Raw genomic sequence first — 21,752 nt, 5'->3', positions numbered from 1 at the left:
CACCTGTTCAGATGATTAACCTTCACAGCACCGAGGGCAATCCTGCCGTTAATATGTTCTTCATCCGTACTGGATATTTCGACTGGAAAGTCGAAGATCACCTTTCGATAACCTTTGAAGGTGAAATAACGTTCGCTGTAACTCTTTTGTTATGCAGAACCTAGAGGGGAGGATTGATCCCACCAGGCGAGCACTCGGATGCCGGACAAAGTAAGCCACTTCGACGGCTCCCCCGCCTCTGTGTCGACCTCGAACCACACCCGCCCCGGTTGGCGACCGGCTTGGAGCCACGTCCCATCCGAGGCTCGAGCAGCCCTGATCATCTCGATCGCGTCCGCCATTCGCGGATCAGGCTCATTTCCATCCGACAACGACGCTTCACGGAAGTATTCAGCCGCGTTGAGCACGTTGTAACGCCACCGGAACGGGTACGCGAACCGGCCGACCCAGGGCCCCACCGGTTCCCCGGTCGAAAGTCTCCGGAACAGACCGCGCCGCAGCAAGAATTCCTCACCGGATCGTCGAGCCGCGCGCGTCTCATCTGTTCCCCCGGTCGCGATCTCGTACGCGAGAAGCCCTTTGAGTGAATTGAGGGTCGAATGAAACGACGATCGCGTCGAACCTTCGATCCACTCGCAGTTCCACCCGCCATCCGGAAGTTGATGCTGCACAAACCAATCAGCCAGTTCATCAACACGCATGTCGAGCCACACACCGTTTGCCACCGTCCAGGCGTTGATGCAGCAATCGACCTCACCGTCCCAGTACGGCCGGCCCTCGTACTCCCAGCGACAGTTCTCCGCGAGCAGTTCTGCGGTACGACGCTCCCGCAGAACACTGGCGTCGAGGCCCCACTCACGCAAGGAGTTGAGCGTCCAGGTTGTTGCCGTCCAGGGTTGCGAACCTTGTTCAGCTGCTTCGGGTCCCGCGAAGTCGAATTCTGCCGGGAAGAACGCCCCACCCGCCCATTGGCCGTCTCGATCCTGCAATGAAAGCAGGCGTGCACCAAATCCTTTGGTAGTGATCGACGCGCGCGTTGGCGCCCACACAGTGGGTGCTTCGTTCAGCAGGTCGCGCTCCACCTGCCACCGAATCGCTGGATCCGAATCGAGGAGCCACGCGAGCAAGTCGGTTCGGGGTGCCATCTGGCGATACTACCGAAAGGCGAAGCAGGCCATCCGGTTAACACATTTCTCGACGTCTGATGCAATGGTGAACTCCAGACCCATTGCGGGGCCTACACCGGGTAACCCAACGCCGCCCGCACCGCCACGATGTCGGCGGCATCGACCTGCATAGGCTTGTCCCCCAACCGAATCAACGTGCCAGTGGACAGTTCCTCTACTACCGCAGATTGGGGCAGCGCGCTGTGATCGAACGTGATCCCGGAATGGAAATATGTTTCCCATCCCACCTGGATCTGGCCTCTAACTCGCGGTTGCAGATCGAGGTAGTCGCCGATGATCCACCGAACTCGATCCGGTTTCCAATGCTTGACGATCACTTTCATGATCGCGTCTCCGATGTCAGGGTCGAGCAGCTGCCGGGTACTGTCGGTGAGCTGCGTCTCCGTCGGCAACGACACCCGGACGCTGTTGGGGGCGCTGGTTTCTAAGCCGCCGACCCTGGCGATGATCCGCCGCGCGGTCCCGTCCTCGGGCGACAAACCGATGCTGTACCCCGGTCCCGGGGTGTCCGAATACCCCATCTCGTTCGAGCGGGAATGCTCGAAGATTCGCACCAACCCGTCCACGCTGAGATCTGCTGGCACCTTGTCGAACTCGGCAGTCGAGACCCACGGCAACGCCAACTCCGGACCGATCGCCGCCAGGTCGTCGAGGAAAGCCCGCATCGTCAGCGCCACCTCCTGACTCGATTGCACCCGCGTGCCCCAATAGCCGCCCACTGTTGGCCGCCGTCCGAAAAAGCTCATCGCCCCGCCCTTTCCAACCATTGAACTTAGGAGCCCACGCTCGGCGGTCGTCACCACGTCAGAGGAAGATGGAGACGCCATCACATTCGTGAGCTGGGCGGGAACGCCTGGTGTCACGTCTAGGGTGCCAGAGCCCTCGTGAACCTTGGGTAGACGCACCTCCGGTCGTTCCGGTCGGCAATCCTGCTGCAGCGCGGATGCTTCGGATATCGTCGGCGGCCCACAGGGCGCTTGGATCACGCTGGATGACGATCGTTCTGTTCCTGTACGGAAAAGCCTCCACCCTGGGGTGGGAGTTGTGTTTCGTCGATCAGCAACTCAAGGCCGAAGTAGGTGCAACTGCCCACGATCGCGTCGCCGGGTACGTTGCGCTGAGGCAATGATTCGGTCCGGTGGTAGAGCACGGTGACACGAGAGTCCCAGATATCGGCCAGCCCCTGTACGACCTTAACGCCAGCGCAATCAGCGATTCGTCGGCAAAGGTGCAGGAGAACGAGTCGGTGCGTGAGGTACCCCCCGAAACCGATCATGACCTCGAGATCCCTTCTGGTCAGACAAATTGATCATCTGCTCTTTGGAGACTGGATCCGAGGCACGTGCCACGTGGGGCAAGACCGCACACAGATTGCTCAGTCTGTCTCCGGTCTGGCTATCCAAGGCGCAGGCTCTAGGCACCGAGTCCGACGTTGGTCCAGATATCAAGGTAAGTGGAGTAATCGACCAGTTCAGGGGGTTCCGTCGATGACCACACAACACCCCTTGTCGATTCCTCACCAAAGTACAAGCAAAGATAACCGCCGCCGCCCGATCTGAATGTCGCGATGCAACGAGCCGGATCTGGGTACTCTTCAGGGGACAGCCCGTCCAGAATAGACCATTCAAAGCTGTCAATTCGAAACATATCTTCAAGAGGGAGTGGCCCGACAGTCTTACCGGCAATATAGTACCAACCGTTGTGCAAATTTGAATAAAGATTCTTTAGACTGGAGGGGATTTTATTCCAATACCCTGAAAGTTCATCACCATCCACCACCGGTGGCGTACCCAAATAGTAGAGATCGGTCCCGTCTGCCATTTTAATTTCATATAGAAGAAAGAACCTATTTTCAGACCTGAGCAACCGAACATCAGATAGATTATCTTTAATGTTTCTGTAAGTGTCGCCCAATATCGGTCGCCCAAATACGTCCCATTGGTCCAATATCCCAGAAATTCGAGCTGCAACGTCACCATTTAGTGCATCCAACCAATAATTCGGAAGCGCCATACGTTCAAGTGGTGTCAAGTCGTCAATCTCCACAAGCACGGGCGAGTCGACATACCGCGAAATCTTGACCAGATCCACTACTGAACTCCATTCAATATATTAGATATCATTAACTGTCCAGACGAGGCGGATGCTCGAAAAATGGGATGAGCTGCAGGGACTAGGGGAAGAGGACTACCGCTCGCGATGGCGCTGACAGCTACTGAATTGGGCTACGCGAAGAGCAGCTTCGAGCCATTGATCATCCTGGTTGCTGTACAGCTTGCGCAAACCGGGCAGGTGTACGCCGCCATGTGGAAAGTACTGTTTCCCATGGCATCTCACTACAAGCTGTTCGGGTACGCGCGAGGGTGGTATTGAGGACATCACGTCAAAGCGCTCTACGCGCCGGCTCAGGTGTTGACCTGATTTCCGTCAGAATCGGTATCTCGTGCTTGGCGGTCAGTGTCTTTGTAGTGCAATTTGTCGTACCTGTTTACCGGAGGTGCATCCTTCTGCTCGCGGTAGAGCGCCCGTGTCAGCCAAGCACCGAAAACATCGTTGAATCCGGTGGGATGCCTTCGCGTGAGGAAGGGGGTCCACCACCACGCCACGAACACAGCAGCGAAACCGCACAAGAGGACAGGTCCGAGAATCGACCGCTGTGGAGCGGTGAGCCAAGCGAAAACGATGGTAAGGACCGACGAACTCCAGTAGATCGTTCTCGCATGACTGCGGTACATCACGTAGGGCGTGGATACGATCAACGCCACAGCCCCTGCGGTAATCGCACAAATCGCATAAAAGGTGGTCATGGTGCCGATTCCGCTTGAGGAACGGTGTGTCGTCGGTATATAGAACTCTTCGGGAGAAAACGCAAAACGAGGACCGCCGCAGTGCCCGCGACAGCGCCGATCCGGGTGGTCGAATTGTCTGTCACGAGGAAGACCATCCCACTCGCAGCCGTCAACGAAACGGCCAAGGTTATCGCGCCCCGCATCGGATTGCCTGCTGCGGCATCAAGCGCCGACAGCACCCCCGAGGCTAGGCAGAACGCAATGGCAGCGATCAGCAGGTAATGCACGGTCTCAGTCCCTTCTCTTGGAGCGATCGATCATTGTCTAAGGCTTCAATCAAATGATCGGCCTGCCCGGGTACCCAAGTATGCCCCGAGTAGCGATCCTCCGATTGCACCGATTCCGCCCCCGACTGCGGCACCTATCGGGCCGCCGAGAAACCCGCCGAGTGCGGCGCCACCTTTGCCGCCTGCCCATCCCAATGCGATTGCGCCACCGGAATTTCCCACAGTTTCGCCACTTGGCGCGCCTTCGCGCCACTTGATGACACCCGAGGCAACCTCAGCTGCCACCGATAATCTGCTTAAAACAGTACCCACCGCCGCCGACCGACCGGCCTGCGCAGCGCTCGGAAGCGAACCAGCATGATGCACACCAGTGTTCGCAAGGGTGCCCGCAGATTGCAAGCCCGAGGCGGGGCCACCGAGCGCGGTGCTGCCTTTACTCAAGACAGTCGCGATCTCGGAATCTGTATAGCCGCGGTCTCGCATCTGATCCACCTGCCATTGCAGGTCGTCAAGTTGTTGCTGTGCGGTCAGAGGGACGTTGCCAGGGAAGTCAGCAGGTACGTCGCCATGGGCGAGCGCCCGTTGGTTCGCGGCCCTCTGCGCGGGGCTGATCAAACCGTTGTTGGGATCAGAGTCAAAGATCCCGAATGGTAGTTCCATTGGAGGATCTGGCTGCGTCTGCGTTTCCATGTCGAGGTTGTCGAGTGGGTTCCACGGAGGCTCGCTCGTATCGGTGCCCGAGTCGGTCGGCGATCCGATATCGAACGGCAGAGGCGTTGTCGGTGCCGGCTGCGTCGGCGGATCCATGTCGAGATTGCCCAGTGGGTCGATCCCGCCGACGTCGTTGTAGGGGGAGTCTGTCGGGACGTTGACCATGACCGGTCCGCCGGACTGGTTGACGACCTCACCGCCCCCTTGAAGGGGTGTAGCGGTGATGTCTCGTCCGGTGACCGGGTCGCTGCCGCCGTAGGGGCCGTCAGCGGTGACCGGGTAGATGACGCCCGGGTCGGGATAACGACTTGGTAGAGCTTGCCGTCACGGATCTCGTAGTAGGTGGGAACCGGATCGCCGTTGACGTCGTACGCCCACGCAGCGGCAACGGTGCCCTGCAAGTCTCCGTTCGCGTCGTAGACACCGACGGACCCGTCGTCGTTGATGCTCATGTGTCCGCCGGGTGGTACGTCGACCACCATTTGAGCTTCATGCGAGGAGGTTTCGTCGTGAATGAGGAAGATGGTGCGTTGTCCGCCACCTGGGTCGGGGATGACCACGACGTCCTGACCGCCGACGAAATACGGCATGAACGGTTTCGCGACCGTACCGACTACCTGGGAGAGAACCGACTCCCACGGGCGCGCGCTCACACGCGCACTGAACGGTCCCGGCCGCCCCCTCACTCCCATACCCGCAGCGGTGAACGCCGCGGCCCCGACGAGGACCAGTTCGAGATACCGGTCACGGCCCGAGTCCTCCACAGTTGTGGAAACATCTGCTGCCGGGTCCGGAACCCTTTGGGCCGGTGCGATATTCGAATCCAAATCCGCGGGGATCGGTCCGGGACCACGATCGGTGGTGGTTCCCTCACCCGGGGTGGGGGTGGGGGTGGGTGAGGGAACCGCTGATGCCGATGCATTGGGGAATGCACCGACACCAGTTTCCGAGGCCGGGGCCTCGGAAGCAATAGGCGGAACCTCGATCGTCGGAACCGGGACGATGGGGGTGCCGTTGTAGGTGGGAAAGTTCGTCGGGGCATTGGCCCCGACATTCGGGCCACCGCCTGGAGCTTGCGCACCAGGGAGCCCGACAGCGGTCGTCGGCGCAACTGTCGCCGTCGTGGACGGCGCACTCAGGCACGGGTTGATGATCTCTGGCGGGATGGGTGCACCAGGTGGCAGCGACGCAATGAGATTCAGGTAGATCTGATGATCACGTGCCCGCACCGCCGCGCAGTCTTCTTCCGGCGTCGCGTTCGCCGGAGCGGCGGAGAGTGCGATTCCCGCACCGATCGCTCCGGCCGCTCCGGTCAACAGCGCCCCGGCGGCAAGCACTCCCGCGAGAGTCCGGCGAAGTCGTCTACCGGACTTCACCGGTGCGCACCACGATTGTCACTCTTCTTCGTTCGGAGTAGCGCGATGAGTTTGTCTGCGCCCCACCAGAACAACCGTCCGGAGATCGACATCCACAAGAAGAATGCCAGGTAAACCAGGATCGTCCCGTAGTCGTTCGCCCAGCCGGCGAGCTTCCCGATCACCGCAAATGCCGCGATCAGCAACCCCAGTCCAACTGCTGTAGCAATCACAGCTTTGGAGAGTGGACTGAGTTCGCTGTCCGGATCCCAGTCATCAACGTCTGCAACGTCTTTGCTGTCGACGGCAGCGGGTTCCGGCTGGACACTGCGACGTTCGGCGTTGTTGACGGTCATGGCTGGAACTCCAAATAGGAAGGGAGAGCGGGGATAACGGGCCGCCGGTACTGGGCGCGGTATCAGTTCCAGTGCTGGTAGGTCTGGACGATGAATCCGGCATTGACTGGGTGATTCGGGTCAGCAAGGTAAACGTCGACGTAGCCGCCTGGATGGGCGGCGGCTTCACCGATCACGACCCGGTCGGGGGCGCTGAGCTTGCCGTCCGGGGCGACGGTGAGCGCCGACCCTGGTGCCAGATCAATCCATCGCTGCGAGCCGGGGACGATGTCGGAGATTGCGTCGGGGATGGGGCTCGCCGCCAACGCCGCCGTTTCGGCGTTCGAGAGTGACAATCCGATCCGGCCAAACTCGGGTTCGACAAGGGGGGTTGCGGCCGATGCCACGCCGGCGCCGAGAACACCGATCAGGGCGATACCTGCGGTGAGAGTTCCGGCAGTGGTCAAGGTACGAATCTTCATGATTTCTCCTTTGTGGGCGTGATGAGTAACCACCCCTGGACTGGGCGGATCGGGAATAGTCGCCAGCAGCGCTGACGACGGCTGCGTGGGTTAGAGCCAGGTGGGATCGGAGTACACGAACAACGTGTTGTCGGACGTCGCCGTCGACACCGAGAGTTGTGCGTACGAGCGGATCGTCACCGGCCCCATGCACGCATCAACCTTCACGTGCACGTTCTCCGCGGTGATCGACGCCTTCGACGACTCGAGATCCTTCTTCCCCAACGGAATCGTCGTGATCGTGCCCGGCGCAATCGTCGACTGAATACTCGGATTTACCGACGCATTCACACCCACGTTCGCCGACGGGACACCCGAAATACTCACACCGACAGACGGGCCGAGCGAAAAACCAAGCCCCAATCCAAGTCCGGAGGAGACATCGATCTGGCAGCCGATCTGCAACCCCTGCTCGACATAACCGGTCTTCACTGCCGAATCGCCCGCACCACCGATCGTGCCGGTCACCTTCGCCGACACGAACCCCTCACGGGTGAACGCCGTCGTCGCCAGATTCGGCACCGGGTTCGCCGACAGTTTCGTGGCGGCAAGATCCAACGACCAGCCGTCATCGGTGATCGTGCTCGCGAATTTGTCCGACAACGCCGTTGGCGTTGCCGATGCGCTCCCTGCGAAGACCACACCAGACGACAGCGCGGCAACCGCACACGCCGCGAGCCCTACCGCGGCCCTCGATCGACGATGGGATACGCCGTTTTGCGATTCGATCGACATGAACTGCTCCTCCACGTGACACAGCAACCAGAGCGGTAGCCGACAACTAACTGAATTAGTTACCGGACGGTACCAATCGTCCTGTTTGCCCGCCAGCGCGCCATCTCCCCCATCCTGGATTTAGGGTGAACTTTCGGTAACAGATATATATCGACAGGCTTATCAGCAGCGAAAAGGACCTAGGTCCCACTATGAGCAAGGTCACGGTTTAAAGGCAAGAAGATCCCTTGGAAACGGTGTGGCAAACCGGACTGAACCCACATTTCGCGGTCCTCAGTGCAGCTGAAGGCCGAAAGTCCGGGCATCAAGCCAGTGCGCGTACTTGAATATGAAACTAACAGGCATTACTTGGCAATCAATCGTGAAGTACGGCGCCCGAGCGGGGCCTGGGAGCGCAACTCTGCACAGCTCACGCGGAGATACTCACTTCGTGGTCGGCGCGAAATCGTAGAACCCACTGGCATCGCATCGTTAGCTTGTCAATCACTGATTCGCGCAGACGACGCACACAAGTAGTACGCAAGTACGAGAAAAGGCTCTGACCAAGACCGGAGTCCTTGATCAGAGCCCTACCAACTCGGGGTCGAAAGTTATGCCGGTTCTCTCATGATGCCGAGATGCCGTGCAGTCCCGGACACCCCAGGAACCTCTTGCACCGGAGACCAGGTGTTCAGCCCGTCCGTGCTGTCGGAGTAGAGATACTTTCCTTCGGTATAGGCGTCGAGATAGATCCGCCAGTCGCCGCTCGGCAACTGAACCACGGCCGGACCTTCGACAAGCGAACCCCAATTCCCGGGCGGGACAAACGAATAAGGTCCCGTCACCGAAGGAGCGACCGCATGCTCGACGACCTTGCTCGTCTCGTTCTTGGTGAACGCATGATAGGTCGATCCGACTTTGACCACGGTGGTGTCGATGTGGTCCGCACCGATCCCGGCGAGTGGAACAGGCGGGCTCCACAACCGGAGCGACGGTTCCAACGCCGTCATCAGATACGGCACAAATCCTCCACCTGTCGACATCGACAGGATGACGTTGACGCGATCGCCGTCCACAAACCATTCAGGCGCCCAGGCCTTGGTGACGAATGGTGACAGCGACGGTCCGTCGCTGAAACCGGCCGAACCCGAGAAGCCCGGCGGGCTCGCAGAACCGGTGCCATCTCCCGTGCCAGGCATGAAGGCGCAGCAAAACGGAACCGGATAGTTCCCCAGCGGCGTCCAGTTGATGCGGTCGCTGCTGCGTGCGAACCCGATGTTCGCCCCACCACCCGTCGTGTAGGTGAGGTAGTACAACCCGTCCGTGTTCCGGAAGATGCTCGGATCACGCACGAGCCCAGACGGCGGCCTGTACGCCGACTGCTGGACGAGTTGAAAGCCGGTGCCGTCGGCCGACTCGTAGACATCCATGTCACGGTCGCTGGCATTGCTGAACGCCACCATTGTGTATTTCCAGTCAGGCGGCGGCGCGGCGCTGCTGGCAGGGGCTGCGACCAGCAACCCCGCGACGACGAGGATCACCAGCGATACAGCAGAAAGGCCGGTCCGTTTTGTCGGAATCACCGATGAAGTATGTACGACAGCCGGCCCACCATGGGTAACTTCGGTCGGAGTTAGAGCAGGATCGTTACCTGAGGCGATTCGTCCCGTAGTGACGGCGGGACGCCGGCAAGGTCGGCCGTTAGCATCACGCCATGGAACTTGGGGTGCATTTCGCGCTGTCAGACAGCTTGGCAGCGGAACTTCTGGACGCGCGCGGCGACGACGACAAACTCGGCGCTGTGGTCGAGGACATCGAGGAGACGGGCCGATCCGAGTTCTCGTGCGACACGGACAAGGCGTGGGATCCGATTCTGTGCGCCCTCTCCAGCACGGGGTACGAGCGCGTGTCCGAGAACTGGCCGGCCTACGGCGTGATCTTGGGGGACGAAGACCTCAACACCGACACTGACGACCAACTCGTCACCTATCTGGCACCCGATCGGGTCGCCGAAGTCTCCTCGTACCTGGCGGAAATCACCGAATCCGAGTTCGGTGTGCGCTACGACGCGATGCCGCTCGACGACCGCAACCCGGAGTACGGCTCCGACGAGCGCCGGTACGCCTGGGGTTGGTTGCAGGAAGTGGCGGACTTTTTCCAGCGCGCGGCCCGAGAGCGTCACCACGTGGTGTTCACCGTGCGGTTCTGACAGTCGAGAGCCCACTGCCGAAGCAGCGCGCTCTCGAAGAATGAAAGACCGCTTGACAGTGGAGCTTAACTGCGGAGGACCCTCTGCGCGGGTTCTTGCTCTGACATTTCCTGTGCCGCAGCGTTTCTGGGTGACCGAGCGCGTGCCCTTCTCGCAGCCAGACTGAGCAGTAACGGAACCGTAACGACAGCCCGCGCGCTTCTCCGGCATTCACGATCTTGACCAGCAGTTTCACTGAAACAGTTTATTATTCAACGGATTTACAGCAGTGAGCTGCATCTCAAACCAACCCAATGGATTGCTCATTGTTTGCGACATGTCGTTGACTGTTACCGGAAGGATCAGACAAAGTGGCCCGTGGAGGCGCCAACTCGAGTGGGCCACCGACGAGGGAGAAGCCGAATGACGCACCTACGCAAGATGATTACCGCGGCCGCATTGATACCTGCCGGTATCGCAGCCATCGCACTCAGCGGCGCGGGCGCAGCATCAGCTGTTACTCCGATCGCCGACAACGGGCGCATCGGCGTGCAACTGAACCAGGGTGAGACGGCATTGTTCGGCCAGCTCAATGCCGGCGCTGCGATCGAAAGCATCACTAACTCCAACCAGATCGGCGTGCGCCTCGCACCAGGATCACGCTTCGAGAGCGGCCCCAACGTCGTCTGGGGACGTCTCGACCAGTTCGCCAACGAAGCAGCCTCCCGTGGTGGAGAAATTTCTCTCGGCGTACTCAACCCGGCGAGGGGTTCACAGCAGTTCTTCTTCATTCAGAACTGGTAATACCCTCCGCCGTCGAATTGATGCTTCGCTCTTCCTGTGGCGGGGCGAAGCATTTTTCATTTCCCGTGGCCATGTTCGTCGCCGAGTGTTGAACAGGCGACGTTATCCCGAACGACTTTTGCGAGGACCGCAAACGGGCACCGATGCGTGCGGGAAATTCCCTGTGCCGCTGCGTAATAACGCATCCACCACCGACCCCTGAGGCGAACGAATGAGCTGGACCCGAAAAGAGATAGCGATCATCGTAACCGCCACCGCGGTCGGGCTGGTCGTCGTCCTGGTGGTCGGGGTCAATCTCGCCGCCTCCGTGGTGAAACGGGTGCTGCCGTCATATGAAGCGGTCGCCGAAACCAGCCAGCGATTGACCGACACGGATATGCAGTTCCCGGAGATCGACTGCACGCCAGTCGAATGGCGCGGCGACATCACCCGTCAGAAGAGGTATGCGGAAGGGGTGATGGCCTGCCTGGACGAGATGTGGAGCCCCGCTGTCGACGGAGAACTCAGAGGCGGCAACCTCGTGACACCTCACGTCGACATGCGCCTCGAAGGCGACGATGCACCCCTCCTCTGCGGAGAAGGCGCAGACGTGTACGGGATCAGTTTCTACTGCCCCCGAAACCAGACCATCCGCATCTGGACGTACGACAGTTTCAACGAACTCGACCTCGTCAGAGTCGCCACCCACGAATACGGACATCACCTTCAGGAAGCGATGGGGATCGAATCGCAGCTGTCGTCATTGGCCGCGCGGGAAAACGATCACCGCGAGGTGATGTTGATGACCAAACGCCTGGAAGCTCAAGCTGAATGCCTCTCCGGCGTCAGCGCCAACCACATCCTGCCCTACCTCGCCGAACTGTCCGTACAAGAAGACGACATCAACATCCCTGGCGAAGACCCCGAAGACACCCACCCGAGTCAGGCCAACAACAGAATGTGGTTCAACCGAGGAATGCAGGAGGGACTCAGCTCCTGCGACACGTGGAGCGCACCGCAATCAGAGATTCAGTGAATGCGTAACGCCGCCTGAGTCCCTTTTTTGAGGGGCATGGCTAGTCATTCATTTCGGAAGGAGCTGGGGCGGTGGAGTGGTTGCGAGATGGCGGGAAGTCCCCGACAAGAACGATCATGCCGCCGTCAAAGACTGGATCCAGCTCTCGAAGGAACTGCACCGACGTCGCTCGACGCCGCCGCGGACCTCGTCGACGACGATCTTGGCACGATCGGACACGAAAAGGCCCCTCACCTGTATGGACAAGTGAGGGGCATCTGCGGAAGCGGAGGGATTTGAACCCCCGGTGGGTTTAACGCCACGCTCGCTTTCAAGGCGAGTGCATTCGGCCGCTCTGCCACGCTTCCGTGGGCGATCCTATCGGGTGATCCCGCGTACCGCGAAAACGGCTCCAGAGTCAGCGCTCGGCGATGGCTTTGTCGACCTTCTCGAAGACGTCTGCGAGCACGTCCAGTTCCTGGGGAGTCAGCAGATCGACCAGATTGTTCCGCACGCCGGCCACGTGAGTAGGCGCTGCCTCGGCGAGGCGACGCCTACCCTCTTCCGTGATCCGAGCGAGCACGCCGCGACCATCTTCGACGCAGGTGTCTCGCACGACTATGCCCTGGGATTCCATCCGCCTGATCTGGTGTGTGAGGCGACTCCGCGAAGACAGCACGCCATCTGCCAGGTCACTCATCCGCAACGACCCGTCAGCTGACTCCGAGAGCATGACCAAAATGCGGTAATCAGCCAACGACAGGTCGTGTGAATCCTGCAGTTCGCGGTTGAGAACCTCCATGAGGCGCTGATTACCGTCCATGTAGCCGCGCCATGCACGCATCTCGCACGGCGTCAGCCACGGTGTCTCACCGTGCGCCGCCTGCGATGTCTCCTCGGTTGTCGCTTCAGCTGTCACAGGTTCCAAGTTTAGACCTGTGTCCGCCCGTCACAGTAAGACTCACCCTAAAGTCACGAATTGGACATCAGGATCGAGCGATCGATTTCGGCGACCGATGCCAGGCCCGCCAACCCCATCGTGAGATCCAGGTCGGCCAGGAGACTCCGGAGCGCATGACGCACTCCGTCCGCTCCGGCCAATCCCAACCCGTACACCCACGGCCGCCCGTACAGCACTGCATCGGCGCCCAAGGCCAGAGCCTTGATTACGTCTGCGCCACAACGAATTCCGGAGTCCATCAGGATGTCCACCTCATGCCCCACCGCATCAGCGACAGGACCGAGAGCGTCGAGTGCCGAAATCGACCCGTCGACCTGACGCCCACCATGGTTGCTCACGACGATGCCGTTGGCGCCGGCCGCAACGGCCTCACGTGCGTCGTCGGGATGGACAATTCCCTTCACCGCGATCGGAAGTGTCGTCCACTGGCGAAGTTTCGCAATATCAGCGATCCGCACCGCGTGATTGCCGAACAACGACACCCACGTCAAAACCGCGATCTGCAGAGCTTCTGCGCTCTCCTCGGGAGGCGTCGCCAGTTTTGCGCGGAACACCGGATCCGACAGGTAGTTGGCAATGCCCTTCGCCTGCAGGAACGGAAGGTGACCGAGTTCGAGATCCCTTGGACGCCAACCCATACCGGGAGTGTCGGCAGTCAGGACGATAGCCTTCGCGCCCGCCGTCTCCGCTCGGCGGACAAACGACTCGGCAAGCTCGTCGTCGGCCGGCCAGTACAGCTGGTACCACCAGTTCTCGCCGGAGGCCGCCGCTACATCTTCGATGGTCGAGGATGCCGCCGTCGAGAGAATCGATCCGATCCCCAACTCGGCAGTGACCGAACCGACCGCAACCTCGGCGTCGTCGTGGACCAAGCCGAGCACGCCCACCGGAGCCGTCAGGATCGGTGCGGCCAATCGCGTCCCCAACACCTCGACGCTCAGGTCGCGTGCGTCGGGCGCCGCAGTCCCCCGCAACATCCGCGGCACGATCGCATGCTTGTCGAACGCACGCAGATTCGACACCGCGGTCCGTTCGGTCGACGCGCTACCGGCGATGTACCCGAAAGCCTCCGGTGAGAGTTGCTCGCGCGCGGCATCTTCCAAGCCCGCCGCAGTCATCGGCAAAGCCGGCTTCGCGCCGCTCAGTCCCGTCAGATAGATCTCGTTCTGCATGTTCCCGAAGTAAGTCACGTCCGCGACGGTAGCGGCAAAACACCCGTCAGCGGGGAGATTCGCTAGCGTCGTATCCATGTACGCCATAACGATCGATCAGCCCGGCGGTCCCGAGGTCATGAAATGGGCGCAGCAGCCCGATCCCGAACTACCTCGCGGGCACGTACTCGTCGAGGTCGCCGCGACCGCCGTCAACCGCGCCGACCTGCTCCAACGTCAAGGCTTCTACCCGCCGCCGCCCGGCGCGAGTGACATCCTCGGCCTCGAATGCTCGGGCGTGATCGTCGAACTCGGCGAAGACGTCACCGGTTGGTCCGTCGGCGACGAAGTCTGCGCACTGCTGGCCGGCGGCGGTTACGCCGAGAAGGTTGCGGTCCCTGCAACACAACTTCTCCCGGTTCCCGCGGGCGTCGATCTCCGCGTCGCAGCGTCGCTGCCGGAAGTTGCGTGCACGGTGTGGTCCAACGTCGTGATGCGCGGCGGCTTACGACGCGGACAGGTCCTCCTCGTCCATGGCGGTGGCGGCGGAATCGGCACCCACGCCATTCAGGTCGGCAAAGCCCTCGGCGCCCGCGTCGCAGTTACCGCGGGCTCGGAGGATAAATTGAACCGCTGCCGCGAATTGGGCGCGGACATTCTGATCAACTACCGCGACAGCGACTTCGTAGCATCACTCGCCGAAGCCACCGACAACCATGGCGCCGACGTGATTCTGGACAACATGGGAGCGTCGTACCTCGGACGCAACGTCGACGCACTCGCCATGGACGGCCACGTCGTGATCATCGGAATGCAGGGTGGCCGCAAGGGCGAAGTCGACATCGCCAAGCTGATGGGCAAGCGCGGAAACATCACGTCCACAGGCCTGCGCGGTCGTCCGCTCACCGGTCCTGGCGGTAAAGCGGACATCGTCGCCGACGTCCGCGCGAAGCTGTGGCCGCTGATCGCAGACGGATCGGTTCAACCGATCGTGTCGACCGAACTTCCGATCACCGAGGCACCATTAGCCCATCAATTGCTGGATTCGCCGGAAACCGTAGGCAAGGTCATCCTCACCGTGAAGTGAGCCGAACGGGGTCGATCAGCCCAGGGCGCCGAGTTCGGCGACCAACTGATTGATCTCGTACCGCGTCGTGTATGGCGCAAGGCCGACGGTGACCGCGCCACCTTCGTCGTTGACTCCGAGTGCGTCGAGCAGCCTGGAACCGCCGTGCGTACCGCTGACCGTCGCGATGCGCTTGTCGGCCAGATGCGCGGCGACCTTGTCTGCCGCCATGCCCTCGAGCGTGAAGCTGAGAGTCGGCACCCGCGTGGGTGCGCCGCCGATCACCATCACGTTGGGTAGGGCTGCGAGCGAACGCATGAGGTGATCGAACAGACCGTCCTGGTAGTCCTGCAGCGAGCTGATCGAGGTTTCCAGTCGCTCGCGCCGGGTTCCGGTTGCCGATTCGTCCAACCCGGCCAGGAAATCGATCGACGACGTGAGCCCGGACAGCAGCGCGAACTGGTGACCGCCCACCTCGAGACGCTCGGCGCCACGGGCATACGGATTGAGAGACACGGCAGGAATTCGGTCGAGCAATCCGGGATCTCGGAAGACGAGCGCACCGACCTGTGGACCGCCCCACGACGGTGCACTGACGGCGACGATGTCCGCTCCGAGATCAGCCATGTTCACATGCGCATATGGCGCTGCGCCGACGGCGTCGACCACCATCAGTCCACCGAATTCGTGCAGACGATCAGCTGCGGCACGGACATTCGGAGCCGAACCGACGATCGGCGACGCGGCCGTCAAGGCCACCAACCGTGTGGTCGAGCTGATGAGATCGTTGAACTGCCAACTCGGGAGCTCACACGTTTCGATTTCGACCTCTGCCCATCGCACCTGAGCGCCGTAGCGACTGGCCACGCGGAGCCAGGGCGCGACGTTCGCCTCTTCGTCGAGGCGCGAGAGTACGAGACCAGTTCCGAGGCCGAGCCGCGAACTGAGCGACTCGGCGAGCCAAGCCAACAACACCGCTCGGTCCGCTCCGAGAACGACTCCCGCAGGATCTCCGCCGACCAGATCGGCGACCGCGGTGCGCGCACTCTCGAGGATGGCAGCACTACGACGGTTCGAGACGTGGCGACCGGAGGAAGAAGACGCAGAGGCACGGAACGCGGTGGAGACCGTCCGCGAAACGGCGTCCGGGATCTGCATTCCGGCCTGCGGATCGAGGTGGATCCAGCCGTCACCGAGTGAGGGAATCAACCCCCGTACGCGGGCAACGTCGTAAGCCATGCTCGACACTCTAGGTGCAGACGCCCGCTTAGTCGAAGGCAGTCACCCAATTACCCGCCGGTACAGTTATTCGATAGCTAACTTTTTGGGGGTTAAGCGGCGTTTGTCGCCCACACACGACAAGATGGAAGCATGACGAACCCCGACAAAGAGCAGGTACTCGTTATCGGACCCGACGGTCGACCCGCCGCGATGCCGGCGGCCGAGGCAGAGGCCGCCGCCTCCGGCGCGGCCGAAGGCGCGGAAACAGAAGCCGAGTCCGTCGCCGAGATGGTCGAGCAGCCGGCCAAGGTCATGCGAATCGGCACGATGATCAAACAACTCTTGGAGGAAGTGCGCGCCGCGCCGCTCGACGACGCCAGCCGCAAGCGCCTCAAGGACATCCACACGTCGTCCATCCGCGAACTGGAACAGGGTCTGGCACCCGAACTCCGTGAGGAACTCGAGCGACTGAGCCTCCCGTTCACCGACGACTCCATTCCCTCGGACGCCGAACTGCGCATCGCACAGGCGCAACTCGTCGGCTGGCTCGAAGGACTGTTCCACGGAATTCAGACCGCACTGTTCGCCCAGCAGATGGCAGCGCGCGCTCAGCTCGAACAAATGCGGCAGGGCGCACTGCCTCCCGGCATGAGCATCGGGGCTCCGCATTCACCTGCACATCCGGACCAACAGAGCCCAGGAACCGGCCAGTATCTGTAACCCGGACCACCACGAAGTCCGCGGGAAATCCGGCGCCGACGCCAGGCCGGTAGGCTCGACCTCCGTGTCAGCATCCGCAATCGAATCCGAGACGCCGGGCGCACCTGCGCCCGTGTCCGACTCCCAGACGTTCCGTCGTGCGTTCAAAGACCTTCGCGACGGTCTGAATCAGCGTGAGTTGTGGCTCAGCCTCGGCTGGCAGGACATCAAACAGCGCTACCGCCGGTCGGTGATCGGTCCGTTCTGGATCACGATCGCCACCGGCGTCCAGGCCGGCGCGATGGGTCTTCTGTACTCTGCGCTGCTGAACATTCCGCTCAAGGAGTTCCTGCCGTACGTCACGGTCGGCCTGATCGTGTGGAACCTGATCAGTGCAGGCATCCTCGAAGGCTCCGAGGTCTTCATCGCCAACGAGGGCCTGATCAAGCAGTTGCCGTCGGCGTTGAGCGTGCACGTATATCGCCTGGTGTGGCGTCAGGTGCTGTTCTTCGCGCACAACTTTGCGATCTACATAGTTCTGCTGTTCGCGTTCAGCATCTGGCAAAACATGAGCTGGACTGCGCTGGCGGCGATACCGGCATTCCTGCTGATCGTGGCGAACACGCTGTGGGTCTCGATCGTCTTCGGCATCTTCTCCACCCGATACCGCGACATCGCCCCCATCCTGGGAAGCATGACGCTCCTGCTGTTCGTGCTGACGCCGATCATGTGGACAACTCAGGCCCTCAAGGACCAGGGCGGGCAAGCCAGCGAGCGAGTCCGGCTTGCCGAGCTCAATCCGCTGTACCACTACCTCGAGATCATCCGAGCACCACTCATCGGGGCCGACCAGCAGGCATACCACTGGTACATCGTCATCGCCTTCACCGTCGTCGGCTGGGCCGTCGCGATTCTGGCACTCCGCAAGTACCGGGCACGCGTGCCCTACTGGGTCTAGAGGAAACACATGAGTCAGCCAGTCAGCATCCACACGCAGAACGCGTGCGTCGACTTCCCGATCTTCGACGCGAAATCCCGCTCGCTCAAGAAGGCCTTCCTCGGCAAGGCCGGAGGATCCATCGGCCGCAACGACTCCGATGTCGTCGTCGTCGAAGCGCTCCGCGACATCACGATGACGCTCAAAGAAGGCGACCGCATCGGGCTCGTCGGCCACAACGGCGCCGGCAAATCCACCCTGCTGCGCCTGCTCTCAGGAATCTACGAACCCACCCGGGGATCCGCCAGCATTCGCGGGCGCGTCGCACCAGTCTTCGATCTCGGCGTCGGCATGGACCCGGAAATCTCGGGGTACGAGAACATCATCATCCGCGGCCTGTTCCTCGGTCAGACCCGCAAGCAGATGCTCGCGAAGATGGACGAGATCGCCGAATTCACCGAGCTCGGTGAATACCTCTCGATGCCGTTGCGCACCTACTCCACCGGCATGCGCGTGCGCGTTGCCATGGGCGTCGTCACCAGCATCGATCCCGAGATCCTGCTTCTCGACGAGGGCATCGGTGCCGTCGACGCGGAATTCATGAAGAAGGCTCGTATCCGGCTGCAGAAGCTGGTGGAACGCTCCGGCATCCTGGTGTTCGCCAGCCACTCCAACGAATTCCTCGCCCAGCTCTGCAACAGCGCCATGTGGATCGACCACGGACAGATCCGCATGCAAGGCGACATCGAAGACGTCGTGCGCGCCTACGAAGGCGACGACGCCGCCGAACACGTGCGCCACGTCATCAAGGAGATGGAACGGGAGAACACCCCGTGAGGGCACCCGAGAAAATTATCGGAGTTGTCGTCACGCACAAGCGTCGTGAACTGCTGGCCGAATCCTTGAAGGTTCTCAGCACCCAGTCGCGGCCGCTCGATCATCTGGTTGTCGTCGACAATGCCGACGAATCCGATGTGAAAGAGCTCGTCGAAAACGCTCCACTGCCGACCAGTTACATCGGTTCTCAGCACAATCTCGGCGGTGCCGGAGGATTTGCCCTGGGCATTCTCTACGCACTTTCGCTCGGCGCCGACCGCGTCTGGCTCGCCGACGACGACGGCCGCCCGGAGGGCCCCGAGGTCCTGGAAACACTGCTCGACTGTGCAATTCGGAACGAGCTGGCCGAGGTCTCTCCCGTTGTCTGCGACATCGACAACCCCGACCGCCTTGCTTTCCCACTGCGCCGCGGTACGTCGTGGCGACGGTTGCGTTCCGAGCTCGGCGACGAGGATCTCCTGCCAGGCATCGCGTCTCTCTTCAACGGCGCACTGTTCACCGCCGACGCGATCGATGCCGTCGGAGTTCCGGATCTACGCCTGTTCGTCCGCGGCGACGAGGTCGAGGTACATCGTCGCCTCGTGCGCTCCGGCCTGAAGTTCGGTACCTGCCTGCAAACTGCTTACGTCCACCCCAACGGCGCGGACGAGTTCAAGCCGATTCTCGGCGGACGCATGCACACGCAGTACCCCGACAACGACACGAAGCGGTACTTCACGTACCGCAACCGTGGATACATCCTCTCCCAACCGGGAATGCGGAAACTGCTTCCGCAGGAATGGGTTCGGTTCGGCTGGTACTTCCTGATCACCCGCCGTGATCCGGCCGGACTGCGCGAGTGGATGCGACTGCGCAAACTCGGCCGGGAAGAGAAGTTCGAACGTCCGAGTTAAATCAGTTGCACAGTCACGTCTGCGGCTGAGACGATTCTGATCCGACGCATGGTGCGTCCTGAGATTTTCGAGGAGTGAGTATTGATGACTGTCGTGTTCCGCAGTTTCAGCACCGTCAACATTCACACTTCTTCGTACTCGAGGACACAATCACCATGCCGGAAAACAGCACGCCCCTGACCGAATACGGTTGGAACGCAACACTCTCGAACATATTCACTACCCTGGCCCCACCGGACTCCGCACCCGGGCGCGTTCTTCGCGTCGACCGCGGCCGGTGCGACGTGGCCGTCGCCGAAGGCACAGTTCGCACACTCACCGGCAGCGATCCGCTCTGCACGGGCGACTGGGTGACCGTTGCCGAGATACGGGACTCACGCGAACCCGAGATGCACACGGTCACTTCGATACTCCCCCGATCGAGCAGCATCGTTCGGTCCTCGGCGTCCGGAAAATCGGAAGGCCAGACCCTGGCCGCGAATGTCGACACCGTCGTCATTGCCACGGCTTCGGACGGCGATGTCGATCTCGGGCGCATCGAGCGTCTACTCGCACTCACCTGGGAGAGCGGCGCAACACCTGTCGTCGCACTCACCAAATCCGATGCAGCTCAATATATCTCCGACACTCTCGCCGAAGTCTCCGCCATTGCGCCCGGCGCAACAGTGCTGGCTGTCAGTGCCGAGACCAACGAAGGAATGGATGTACTCGATGCAGTTCTGGACGGCACCGTGGCGATACTCGGTCCATCCGGCGCCGGCAAGTCGACGCTTGCGAACGCCCTCCTCGCAGAGACCACCGGCAACAACCGACTCGAGACCGGTCGCGTTCGGGCCGGCGACGGAAAGGGACGCCACACCACCGTCACGAGAGAACTGATTCCCTTCTCCGGCGGCCGGACGCTGATCGACACACCCGGTCTGCGAGGGGTCGGCATGTGGAACGCGGCGGAGGGGATCGACAAGGCGTTCCCCGAGATCGAGGAGCTGATTGCAGAATGCCGGTTCTCCGATTGCGCACACAACTCCGAGCCGGGATGCGCAGTCCTGAGCGCACTCGGGCGCGGTGATATCGACGAACGGAGACTTGCGAGCTACCGGAAACTACAGCGAGAGAACGCATGGAACGCCGCGCGAAGCGATGCTCGTCTGCAGGCAGAGAGGACGCGGGAGATCGAGGTGATCTCCAGACAGCTCAAGAGTCACTACCGCGGTCGGGACCGGTAGCGTAGAAAGCCTGGCAGCATGGGAGTGATCCCGACGAGAGGTTGCCATGTTCGAGCAGTTCCGTTCCAGCGCCAGAACCAAGCTTCAGCGTGCGGTATCCGAGGTGGTCGAGGCCGCCGACCGGCGCAACGCAGATCGCACGCAACAGATCCTCGACGCGCTGGCACTCTCACGTGACGAACTGGCCGAGGCCCGCGGTGACATCGCGGGCCTCCGGTCCAGGATCGACGAACTGGAATTTCGCCAGCGTCGGGATCTGGCCTACGCCGTAGATCTGGAAGCGACAGCGTCGACTGCCGAGTTCATCCTCGAACACCTTCGAGTCGCGGAGACATTCGGCCACCCGCACGACACGCTGCGCCACGCATTGGGCTTGATCGAAATACCCGGCATGGCACTCGAATTCGGCGTCGCCAGCGGAACCACACTCAGGATCGTCGCGGAGGCATTCACCGAACGTGAGGGGACCGTCGCAGGTTTCGACGTGTTCTCCGGTCTTCCGGAGACCTGGCGTACCGGGTTCCCGGCCGGCGAGTTCGCTCAGGAATCTATCCCCGAAGTCCCAGGGGCGCAACTTGTTCCGGGCCTCTTCGAGCACACATTGCCCTCGTTTCTGAACGACGAACCCGGCCCTGTTGCGTTCCTGCACCTCGACGCCGACCTCTACTCGTCCACCAAGACGGTACTCGATCTCCTCGGCGACCGACTGGTACCCGGGTCGATCGTCGTCTTCGACGAGTTCTTCAACTATCCCGGGTGGCAGCAGCACGAGTACCGGGCGTGGACGGAGTTCGTCACACGCACCGGCATCTCGTTCGAATACCTCGGGTACACCGTCGACAACGAGCAGGTCATCGCCAAGATAGTGCGCTAACG

At 61.4% G+C, this 21,752-nt stretch carries 25 protein-coding genes and 1 tRNA gene; 12 read left to right on the top strand and 14 right to left on the bottom strand.

The window, feature by feature from the left end; all coding sequences use genetic code 11:
* Positions 1-149: 149 nt before the first annotated feature.
* Positions 150-1,145 carry a squalene cyclase gene (locus ACSW29_RS03140; protein ID WP_448276430.1) on the bottom strand — a complete coding sequence of 332 codons (996 nt, stop codon included), beginning with the start codon at positions 1,143-1,145 and terminating at the stop codon, positions 150-152.
* Positions 1,146-1,237: 92 nt separating this feature from the next.
* Positions 1,238-1,933, bottom strand: a complete 696-nt coding sequence (locus tag ACSW29_RS03135; RefSeq protein ID WP_347875476.1) for an Imm52 family immunity protein — start codon at positions 1,931-1,933, stop codon at positions 1,238-1,240.
* Between the two features lie 245 nt (positions 1,934-2,178).
* On the opposite strand from ACSW29_RS03135, the gene ACSW29_RS03130 reads away from it, so the two are divergent.
* Positions 2,179-2,316: a hypothetical protein gene (locus ACSW29_RS03130; protein ID WP_347875475.1), complete on the top strand. Its 138-nt coding sequence runs from the start codon at positions 2,179-2,181 to the stop codon at positions 2,314-2,316.
* Positions 2,317-2,600: 284 nt separating this feature from the next.
* Here ACSW29_RS03130 and ACSW29_RS03125 read toward each other — a convergent pair whose 3' ends face one another.
* Both ACSW29_RS03125 and ACSW29_RS03120 read right to left on the bottom strand, forming a co-directional pair.
* Positions 2,601-3,278: a hypothetical protein gene (locus ACSW29_RS03125; RefSeq protein WP_347875474.1), complete on the bottom strand. Its 678-nt coding sequence runs from the start codon at positions 3,276-3,278 to the stop codon at positions 2,601-2,603.
* A 314-nt stretch (positions 3,279-3,592) separates the two neighbouring features.
* The gene (locus ACSW29_RS03120; RefSeq protein WP_347875472.1) at positions 3,593-3,994 is read right to left on the bottom strand and encodes a hypothetical protein; all 402 of its coding nucleotides are present in this window, start codon (positions 3,992-3,994) and stop codon (positions 3,593-3,595) included.
* An 81-nt stretch (positions 3,995-4,075) separates the two neighbouring features.
* Between ACSW29_RS03120 and ACSW29_RS03115 the strand changes: the two genes are divergently transcribed.
* Positions 4,076-4,258, top strand: a complete 183-nt coding sequence (locus tag ACSW29_RS03115) for a hypothetical protein (RefSeq protein ID WP_125461318.1) — start codon at positions 4,076-4,078, stop codon at positions 4,256-4,258.
* A gap of 50 nt (positions 4,259-4,308) precedes the next feature.
* Here the strand turns inward: ACSW29_RS03115 and ACSW29_RS03110 are convergent, their stop codons facing one another.
* The 6 genes from ACSW29_RS03110 to ACSW29_RS03085 all read right to left on the bottom strand — a co-directional run bounded on the left by ACSW29_RS03110 (position 4,309) and on the right by ACSW29_RS03085 (position 9,362).
* On the bottom strand, positions 4,309-4,548 hold the full coding sequence (locus ACSW29_RS03110) for a hypothetical protein (protein WP_113683461.1): 240 nt from the start codon (positions 4,546-4,548) through the stop codon (positions 4,309-4,311).
* Between the two features lie 326 nt (positions 4,549-4,874).
* The gene (locus tag ACSW29_RS03105) at positions 4,875-6,350 is read right to left on the bottom strand and encodes a hypothetical protein (RefSeq protein ID WP_448276426.1); all 1,476 of its coding nucleotides are present in this window, start codon (positions 6,348-6,350) and stop codon (positions 4,875-4,877) included.
* Positions 6,347-6,685, bottom strand: coding sequence for a hypothetical protein (locus ACSW29_RS03100; protein WP_283310225.1), 339 nt, complete (start codon positions 6,683-6,685; stop codon positions 6,347-6,349). Before ACSW29_RS03100 ends, ACSW29_RS03105 begins: the two co-directional genes overlap by 4 nt.
* Positions 6,686-6,747: 62 nt before the next feature.
* A complete protein-coding gene (locus tag ACSW29_RS03095; protein ID WP_347875470.1) occupies positions 6,748-7,146 on the bottom strand; it encodes a hypothetical protein in 399 nt (132 codons plus the stop codon).
* 90 nt (positions 7,147-7,236) lie between these two features.
* Complete coding sequence (locus tag ACSW29_RS03090) at positions 7,237-7,920, bottom strand: MspA family porin (protein ID WP_059016389.1); 684 nt, start codon at positions 7,918-7,920, stop codon at positions 7,237-7,239.
* Between the two features lie 590 nt (positions 7,921-8,510).
* Positions 8,511-9,362, bottom strand: coding sequence for a glycoside hydrolase family 43 protein (locus tag ACSW29_RS03085; protein WP_448277397.1), 852 nt, complete (start codon positions 9,360-9,362; stop codon positions 8,511-8,513).
* A gap of 251 nt (positions 9,363-9,613) precedes the next feature.
* Between ACSW29_RS03085 and ACSW29_RS03080 the strand changes: the two genes are divergently transcribed.
* From ACSW29_RS03080 to ACSW29_RS03070, 3 genes are all read left to right on the top strand, one after another.
* On the top strand, positions 9,614-10,108 hold the full coding sequence (locus ACSW29_RS03080) for a DUF1877 family protein (RefSeq protein ID WP_448276422.1): 495 nt from the start codon (positions 9,614-9,616) through the stop codon (positions 10,106-10,108).
* 402 nt (positions 10,109-10,510) lie between these two features.
* Entirely contained in the window at positions 10,511-10,891 is a 381-nt protein-coding gene (locus tag ACSW29_RS03075) for a hypothetical protein (RefSeq protein ID WP_019746448.1), read from the top strand.
* Positions 10,892-11,102: 211 nt separating this feature from the next.
* Complete coding sequence (locus ACSW29_RS03070) at positions 11,103-11,906, top strand: neutral zinc metallopeptidase (protein WP_448276420.1); 804 nt, start codon at positions 11,103-11,105, stop codon at positions 11,904-11,906.
* 260 nt (positions 11,907-12,166) lie between these two features.
* Here the strand turns inward: ACSW29_RS03070 and ACSW29_RS03065 are convergent.
* The 3 genes from ACSW29_RS03065 to ACSW29_RS03055 form a co-directional block, all read right to left on the bottom strand.
* Positions 12,167-12,253, bottom strand: a tRNA-Ser gene (locus ACSW29_RS03065).
* A gap of 50 nt (positions 12,254-12,303) precedes the next feature.
* Positions 12,304-12,729 (bottom strand): MarR family winged helix-turn-helix transcriptional regulator, encoded by a 426-nt coding sequence (locus tag ACSW29_RS03060; RefSeq protein WP_317826810.1) that lies wholly within the window; start codon positions 12,727-12,729, stop codon positions 12,304-12,306.
* A 128-nt stretch (positions 12,730-12,857) separates the two neighbouring features.
* Positions 12,858-14,096 carry a lactate 2-monooxygenase gene (locus tag ACSW29_RS03055; protein ID WP_044480920.1) on the bottom strand — a complete coding sequence of 413 codons (1,239 nt, stop codon included), beginning with the start codon at positions 14,094-14,096 and terminating at the stop codon, positions 12,858-12,860.
* On the opposite strand from ACSW29_RS03055, the gene ACSW29_RS03050 reads away from it, so the two are divergent.
* Positions 14,095-15,084 (top strand): NAD(P)H-quinone oxidoreductase, encoded by a 990-nt coding sequence (locus ACSW29_RS03050; RefSeq protein ID WP_347875465.1) that lies wholly within the window; start codon positions 14,095-14,097, stop codon positions 15,082-15,084. The genes ACSW29_RS03055 and ACSW29_RS03050 overlap by 2 nt on opposite strands.
* 15 nt (positions 15,085-15,099) lie before the next feature.
* Here ACSW29_RS03050 and ACSW29_RS03045 read toward each other — a convergent pair whose 3' ends face one another.
* Complete coding sequence (locus ACSW29_RS03045) at positions 15,100-16,302, bottom strand: cysteine desulfurase-like protein (protein ID WP_448276417.1); 1,203 nt, start codon at positions 16,300-16,302, stop codon at positions 15,100-15,102.
* Between the two features lie 132 nt (positions 16,303-16,434).
* Here ACSW29_RS03045 and ACSW29_RS03040 point away from each other — a divergent pair, with 132 nt between their 5' ends.
* From ACSW29_RS03040 to ACSW29_RS03015, 6 genes are all read left to right on the top strand, one after another.
* Positions 16,435-17,004: a bacterial proteasome activator family protein gene (locus ACSW29_RS03040; protein WP_448276415.1), complete on the top strand. Its 570-nt coding sequence runs from the start codon at positions 16,435-16,437 to the stop codon at positions 17,002-17,004.
* 64 nt (positions 17,005-17,068) lie between these two features.
* Positions 17,069-17,941, top strand: a complete 873-nt coding sequence (gene wzm / locus ACSW29_RS03035) for a galactan export ABC transporter permease subunit Wzm/RfbD (protein ID WP_007731774.1) — start codon at positions 17,069-17,071, stop codon at positions 17,939-17,941.
* 9 nt (positions 17,942-17,950) lie between these two features.
* Positions 17,951-18,757 carry a galactan export ABC transporter ATP-binding subunit Wzt/RfbE gene (gene wzt, locus ACSW29_RS03030; RefSeq protein ID WP_007731776.1) on the top strand — a complete coding sequence of 269 codons (807 nt, stop codon included), beginning with the start codon at positions 17,951-17,953 and terminating at the stop codon, positions 18,755-18,757.
* Complete coding sequence (gene glfT1 / locus ACSW29_RS03025) at positions 18,754-19,650, top strand: galactofuranosyltransferase GlfT1 (protein ID WP_448276412.1); 897 nt, start codon at positions 18,754-18,756, stop codon at positions 19,648-19,650. Before wzt ends, glfT1 begins: the two co-directional genes overlap by 4 nt.
* A 155-nt stretch (positions 19,651-19,805) precedes the next feature.
* The gene (gene rsgA / locus ACSW29_RS03020) at positions 19,806-20,876 is read left to right on the top strand and encodes a ribosome small subunit-dependent GTPase A (RefSeq protein ID WP_448276411.1); all 1,071 of its coding nucleotides are present in this window, start codon (positions 19,806-19,808) and stop codon (positions 20,874-20,876) included.
* Between the two features lie 46 nt (positions 20,877-20,922).
* Entirely contained in the window at positions 20,923-21,750 is an 828-nt protein-coding gene (locus ACSW29_RS03015; protein ID WP_042921211.1) for a TylF/MycF/NovP-related O-methyltransferase, read from the top strand.
* The last annotated feature ends 2 nt before the right edge of the window (positions 21,751-21,752 follow it).

Source organism: Rhodococcus sp. GB-02, from assembly GCF_053470465.1.
Note: the sequence above shows the minus strand (reverse complement) of the source record. Positions and strands in the feature narration are given on the sequence as shown.